General features: G+C 65.0%; 6 protein-coding genes and 1 pseudogene. 2 read left to right on the forward strand and 5 right to left on the reverse strand.

Annotation, left to right across the window (positions count from 1 at the left end; all coding sequences use genetic code 11):
• Positions 1-251: 251 nt before the first annotated feature.
• Together WBF82_RS02170 and WBF82_RS02175 are read right to left on the reverse strand one after the other, a co-directional pair.
• Positions 252-944, reverse strand: coding sequence for an Rv0518 family GDSL lipase (locus WBF82_RS02170; protein WP_424381459.1), 693 nt, complete (start codon positions 942-944; stop codon positions 252-254).
• Between the two features lie 127 nt (positions 945-1071).
• Positions 1072-2319 carry an acyltransferase family protein gene (locus tag WBF82_RS02175; protein ID WP_424381460.1) on the reverse strand — a complete coding sequence of 416 codons (1248 nt, stop codon included), beginning with the start codon at positions 2317-2319 and terminating at the stop codon, positions 1072-1074.
• 188 nt (positions 2320-2507) lie between these two features.
• Between WBF82_RS02175 and WBF82_RS02180 the strand changes: the two genes are divergently transcribed.
• Together WBF82_RS02180 and WBF82_RS02185 are read left to right on the forward strand one after the other, a co-directional pair.
• Positions 2508-2900 (forward strand): tautomerase family protein, encoded by a 393-nt coding sequence (locus WBF82_RS02180; RefSeq protein ID WP_424381461.1) that lies wholly within the window; start codon positions 2508-2510, stop codon positions 2898-2900.
• A complete protein-coding gene (locus WBF82_RS02185; protein WP_424381462.1) occupies positions 2897-3868 on the forward strand; it encodes an NAD(P)H-dependent flavin oxidoreductase in 972 nt (323 codons plus the stop codon). Before WBF82_RS02180 ends, WBF82_RS02185 begins: the two co-directional genes overlap by 4 nt.
• Here WBF82_RS02185 and WBF82_RS02190 read toward each other — a convergent pair.
• The 3 genes and pseudogenes from WBF82_RS02190 to WBF82_RS02200 form a co-directional block, all read right to left on the reverse strand.
• Positions 3862-4575: a hypothetical protein gene (locus WBF82_RS02190; RefSeq protein WP_424381463.1), complete on the reverse strand. Its 714-nt coding sequence runs from the start codon at positions 4573-4575 to the stop codon at positions 3862-3864. The two genes, WBF82_RS02185 and WBF82_RS02190, sit on opposite strands and share 7 nt — an antisense overlap.
• A gap of 32 nt (positions 4576-4607) precedes the next feature.
• On the reverse strand, positions 4608-6053 hold the full coding sequence (locus WBF82_RS02195) for a class I adenylate-forming enzyme family protein (protein WP_424381464.1): 1446 nt from the start codon (positions 6051-6053) through the stop codon (positions 4608-4610).
• A 7-nt stretch (positions 6054-6060) separates the two neighbouring features.
• A pseudogene (locus WBF82_RS02200) lies at positions 6061-6407 on the reverse strand (hypothetical protein); the annotation flags it as partial.

Consider the following 6407-nt stretch of genomic DNA (forward strand, 5'->3'; position numbering starts at 1 on the left):
CGCCACCGCCGGGTGCCGGCGGTGGCGCAGGCGCCACGCTCGACGACTGGGTGGTCGTGGTGGTGGTCGTGGTTGTCGTGCTCGTCGGTCCGCCTTTGTTGCCGCCGCCGCAGCCAACCGCTAACACCAGCACGGCTGCACCGCCGAACAAAGCCATCGAGGTCCGAGCTTGAGACTTCATGCGCAAATCCCCAATCTCATTAGGTGCACGTTTGATACCCCGGACGACGATGTGCGAAACGCGTCGAATGTCAGCTCCGCCTGGATAACTGGGCACGTATCAGCGGGGCGATCTTGTCCGCCATATACGCATGTCCAGCGTCGTTGGGATGTACACCATCTGGCCCAATCAGGTCGGGCCGGCCAACGAACCAGCCCTCGCTGATCGGATCGACGAACGTCGCCCCGGCCCATTCGGCCTGGCTCCTGAGGGTGTCGCGGACGTACAAGACATCGAACGGCGGATCGGCGTTGGTCCAGGGCGGGCCGATGACCAGCAGCTTCGACGAGGGCGCGATGCGCCGCGCAATATCGAAGGTGTCGTGCGCCATGCCTGCCATCTGCATGGGGTCCACGCCCTCGTCATTGCGAGAGCCGAAGAACACCACCAGCGCATCGTCCGGATGGACCGCCCTGCCAGTGAGGTCCTCGAAGACGCTGCCGTGGTCGCCGCGCACCACATAGCCGGCTCGGCCCTCGGATGCGACATCGGGGGAAATCTGAACTCCCTGGCGCGCGAGCGTCAGCCAGGTGCGGTTGGTCCACGCATTCTGGCCCTCCCCGCCTTGGTCCGTCCCAGTGGTGTAGGAGTCCCCGATCACCGCGACGTGATCGATCGGGGTGCCGCGAGCCGTCGTCTGGTACGGGCGCGCGGGCGCCGTGTGGTAGCCGATCATTCCCATGGCGACAGCCAAGGAGATAACCAACGTGGCAAGACGACCCACTGCTACCTCCCCTCGGTCAAGTCCCCATATCGCGCGACGGGCACGGGACACTGACGGTCCCGCGCCACACGGCATCGTACTTGATCAGTGTGTGGCGCAGCAGTGTTCGTGTTCTCCGGGCGACTGCCTAGCCTGCGCGCGCCGAAATCGACGTTGGTCGTTCTTCCAGAGCTCGGTCGATCGATTGCAGCTTGCCGGTGGCCGCGTGGGCTGCCGGATCGGTCCGCACATCAGCGCTCGCGCCCCTGATGTCGACCATCCGGCGCATCCAGCGGCGAGCGGGCTCTTCGACAAAGTGGTACAGCAGCATTGAAAGACCTATCGCGATCGCGAGCAGGCAGATGACATTCCATTTCCATGGAGTGTCCTGCGGCTTGAGATCGAATTGCTCAACGGCCCATCCCCAAGAGGTATGCACCAGCTCATGCACCATATACAGGGCGAACGAGATCTGCCCGCCGTAAACCATCAGCCGGGTCGAAAGCAGCCTCGGCAGGCTACCCACGCCGATCGCCAGCGTTATCACCAACGGAACGAACAGCATGTCGACGACCCCGCCGCTGTCGTTCTCCAAGACTCCGGATATCGGATGTGCGGCAAACCAGTAGAGAACGCCCACCATGGCAACCAAAAGAAGCAGGGAGACGTACCCCGCGACGAGGCGACCGCGATCGGTCAGCCGCAACCTACGGACGGCGGCACAGGCCAGGGCGCCGGCGGTGAATTGGGTCACGATTCGCGGCAGCCAGCTCCACGGTGTGTAGAACTGGCCGCTGGCCAGCAACATCACCACCGGCGGCGACGACGCCGCGATCGCCAGCAATATCAGGCTCCGCGCCCTCGTTGCCTGCTTCATCCGCAAAATCACCAGCACGAGTAGGCCGAAGAGCAAGTAGGCCAGCCATTCCGCGCTGATTGACCAGGCCGGCCCATCCCAGCTGGAGTCATCGAAGAACGGCACAAACCACAACTGCACGAGCAGGATCTGCCGCACGTAGCTGATCGCGGTGAGCTGACCGGCGTAAGGCGATGGCACGTGGCCGACGTGCAGGGTGAAGATCACCCAGAATGCGGCGAGGTGCAAGGTGACCAGGTAGACCGGCCACACCCTGGCCAGGCGCAGCCACAGGAAGTGCAGGGTGGCGCGCGCCGACCACGACCTGCCCATGCGGTCGAGGTAGTTCCAGGTCAGCACGAATCCACTGAGGATGAAAAACAGGTCGACGCCTTGCGCGCCGCAGTTGAGCACCGGCGCGAGGGCATCGCGGAAGCCGGGCGACGCATCGCTCAACATCGGCCGGAAGTGAAACAGCACCACCCAAACGGCGGCGATGATGCGAAGACCCGTGAGGGCCTTTATCTCTGCGCTGCGCACAACACTCTTCCCGTAAGGCCGCTGCTGCGCCACCTGTGCGGGGCGGTTTAACTCCACGCGACCCGACTAAAAGACGGCGATGGGAGGGTATCAAGGCCATCGCTCGAATAGCGAGTCGTCGTCCCGGTGTGGCTCCTGAGAATCACCCGCAAGCATGGGATTTGTGTTCGGGAGCTTACGGTAAAGCAATGCCGCTGTTGTACGTCGACGTCATCGAGGGACGTGCGCCCGCCGAAATTCAGGCTTTGCTGAACGCAATCCACGACGCCGTGGTTGAAGCGTTCCAGGTGCCGCACCGCGACCGCTACCAGGTGGTGCGCACCCATCCGGCCCACGAGATCGTCGCTTTGGACACCGGTCTGGGCATCCCGCGCTCATCTGAGCTGGTGATTTTGCACGTGGTCAGCAGGCGACGTCCGCGCGAATTCAAGGAACGTTTCTATAAGCTGGTGGCGGCTAATCTCGCCGAGCGGTGTGGCCTCGCGCCGGCGGATTTGATTGTCTCGGTGACCGAAAACGATGACGAGGACTGGTCTTTCGGCCACGGCCGAGCGCAGTTCCTCACCGGAGAGCTCACGTGAGTGCCGCCAAATCACTGAATACTCGGCTGACCGAATTCTTCGGGATCGAACATCCGATCCTGCTGGCGCCGATGGCATTCGTTTCCGGGGGCCGGCTCGCTGCCGCTGTGACGGCCGCAGGCGGCCTCGGGCTCATCGGCGGAGGTTACGGCGACGCTGAATGGCTGAGAACCGAGATCGCCCACGCCGACGGCGCGCGAGTCGGTTACGGCTTCATCACGTGGAGCCTCGCGCGCAACCCTGACCTGCTCGACATGATCCTGGCTGAGCGGCCGGCGACGATCATGTTGTCGTTCGGCGAGCTGCGGCCCTTTGCCGAGCGCATCCGTGCGGCCGGTGTTCCGCTGATCGCACAGGTGCAGACAGTCGAGCAGGCCCGCGGGGCTCTCGACGTCGGCGCGGACATCGTTGCGGCTCAAGGTGCAGAGGCAGGCGGGCACGGCATGAGTGTCCGCTCGACATTCACCCTGGTGCCCGAGGTCGTCGACATCGTCGCCGATCGCTCGCCTGAAACGCTGGTGCTCGCTGCCGGCGGCGTCATCGATGGCCGTGGGCTTGCGGCGGCGCTGGCGCTGGGCGCGGACGGCGTGCTCGTCGGCACGCGGTTTTGGGCAGCGCCCGAGGCGTTAGTTTCGCCGCGAGCGCACCAGCGCGCGGTCCAGGCCGAAGGGGACGACACCTTCCGCACTCAGGTCTATGACGCTGTACGGCAGTTGGATTGGCCCGCCGAATACAACGAGCGAGCATTGGGCAATTCCTTCCTCGACACCTGGCACGGCAGCAAGACGCAGCTCTCGGCGAAGCTGCCCGAAGCGATCGAGACTTTCGAGAAGGCTGTCGCCGCAGACGATTTCGATGCGGCAGCCATTCTCATCGGCGAGGGGGTCGGGCTCATCCACGATGTTCGTCCAGCCGTTGACATCGTGCACGACATGGTCTGCGGCGCATCGGAAATCCTGCATCAGTAAAGCGGTGACCAGGCCGAGGTCCGCAGCAGTCGGCTCTGCCACTGGTCTCGGTATTGCAACGCATCGAACATGTAGGTTCCGGGCCCGCGGTGTTCCGCCGGAATGTCGGTAGTCAGCAGATGCAAGAGGGCCGCGTAGTCGTTGGTCGCGTCAATCTTCTGCCACAGCATCGCTTCTCGGCGTTTGTGGCTGCCGTGCGCCACCTGGAAGCAGGCCTGGATTTCCAGCACCCTTCTGCCCGGTGGTGCCTTGGACAGCACGCGGTAGTAGATCTCATCCCATGAGCGGATGTAGTCGTCCAGCGGCGCGTAAGGCCACCCGGTGTCCTCCATGAACAAACTCAACGGATGCGTTGTGCCATCGGTGGGCACGCTGTTGAGGTCCACCTCCTGTAGGGGCGACCACTCGACCGGCAGCAGGAGCTTTCCCGTGACCTCGTGGCGCAGGTTGTCCAGCTCGCGCATCCACGGCGCCAGATCGCCTGTTTGAGCCCGGCGGGCCAACCTCTCCCATGCCGCGCCGTCCGCAATACCGGTGATCGTCACGACGTTATAGGCGACCCCTGAACCGTGCGCGTGGTTGGTGTACCAGAGCAGCCGGGCATCGTTTCGCTGCGCGAGTGTGGGCATCCAGCCCTCGCGGTAGGCGGCCTCAAAGTCGTCCTCGCGGGTGCCGACGACCTGGTGGGTCTCGTGAAGAAACAGCACGTGTGTCTCCTTTACAGAATCCGGTCGGTGGCTCAGCGGTGACCGGCGATCAACGCCGCGAGCTGACGGCGGTTGACCTTGCCGGTCTCGTTGTACGGGATGTGGTCGACGATCATCAGCCGCTCAGGCAGCTTGAAATACGCGATGCGATCGCGGCAGTGCGAGCGCAGCTCGTCGAGCGTGACGGGAACGCGAGTTACCACGGCCGCTCCTACCCGCTGGCCCATCTCGTCGTCGCTGATCCCGACGACCGCGACGTCGGTGACTGCCGGGTGGGCACGCAGTGCCTCCTCGACCTCGATCGGGCCGAACTTCTCTCCGCCGCGGTTGATGGTGTCGCTCAGCCGGCCACTGGGATAGATGTATCCGTCCGCGTCCCGGCGGGCGAGGTCACCGGTATGCAACCAACCGTGGCTGACGTTCTGGCTGGTGTTCACCCACAGCTCGCCGACGCTTCCGATCTCGACGTCGCTGCCGGTGTCGGGATCCACCACTCGCAGTTCGACTCCGGGCAGCGGCGTGCCGACCGATCCCACCCGATTGGGGTCGCGGTGATCATCCGGTGACAAGCTCGTGTAGGCACCGAGCGTCTCGGTCTGGCCGAATACGTTGGCAAAAGCCACATGTGGCAGCGCGGCCATTGCGCGGCGCACCAACGCGATGGGCGCTGCGGCGGCGCCGTAGGCGATGGCCACCAGCGAGCTCAGGTCGGTGCCGGTGAAGTCGGGATGGTCGAGGATGCGCTGGATCATCGTCGGCACCAGGAATGCGGTGCGCACCCGATGCTCCTGCACCAAGCGAAGCCACTGTCCGGCGTCGAACCGTTCCTGCACCACCGAGGTGTTGCCCGAATAGAGGCTGCCGAGGAGGCCCAGCGAGCCGCCGACGTGAAAGAACGGAACGCACATCATGCCGACGATGGGCGCCGCGTCGGCCCGAAAAGGCGCGCCGATCCCCCGAATCCGCGCAGTCAGTCGTCCGCTGCTGATCCCCACCGCCTTCGGGAGGCCGGTTGTCCCGCTGGTGAAAAGCACCAGCGCGTCGCGGTCGGCAATCTCCTCGACAGCCGGCGCCGGCGAAAACTGTTGGCCGCTCAATAGATCGGTGGGCGTCAACGCCTTGGTCGCCCCCGCTGCACGCAGCCGGTCGGCGTAGGGTCCGCCGGCGACGCCGACCCCGAGGCAGTCCGCATTGCGCAGTAGGTCCCGCAGCTCGGCGGAGGTGAGCGCGGGGTTCATCAGCGCCGCTGCCGCGCCGATGCGCGCGGCGCCGAGCACCGATGCGATCGACAGCAGGCTGCCGCCGTCGACGACGGCGACGCGGCTTCCGGCCACCACCCCGTTAGCGGCCAGCCCGGCGGCACACCGTTCGACGGCCGTCGCCAGCGCGCCGTAGGTGATCCTGAGGTTGTCGATGATGAGCGCGACGCGGTCAGGATCGCCGGTGGCGGCGGCTTCGATGATCGTGCCGATGTTCATCGGCGGCTCAATACAGCGGTGACCACGACGAGGTCCGCAGCAGCCTGCTGGTCCATTGGTCGCGCAGGTCCAATGCGTCGTACATCCAGGTGCCCGGCGCGCGGTAGTCCGACGGGATTTCGGTGCGAATCAGGTTCAGCAGCGCCTCGGGCTGCAGGATGCGCTGCATCAGCACTACTTCACGGCGCACGTGGCTGCCCAACGCAGGCTGGAACCCAGCCTGGATGGTCAACATCGCGGCCGGCCGATCGAGGCTCTTGGAGTACACCTCACCGCAGCGGTCGATGTATTCGGTGAACTTGTCCTCGTAGGGCCACATGGTGTCCTCCATGTAGAGGCTCAGCTCGTGTTCCC

The organism is Mycobacterium sp., assembly GCF_049673265.1.
Classification (GTDB): Bacteria; Actinomycetota; Actinomycetes; order Mycobacteriales; family Mycobacteriaceae; genus Mycobacterium.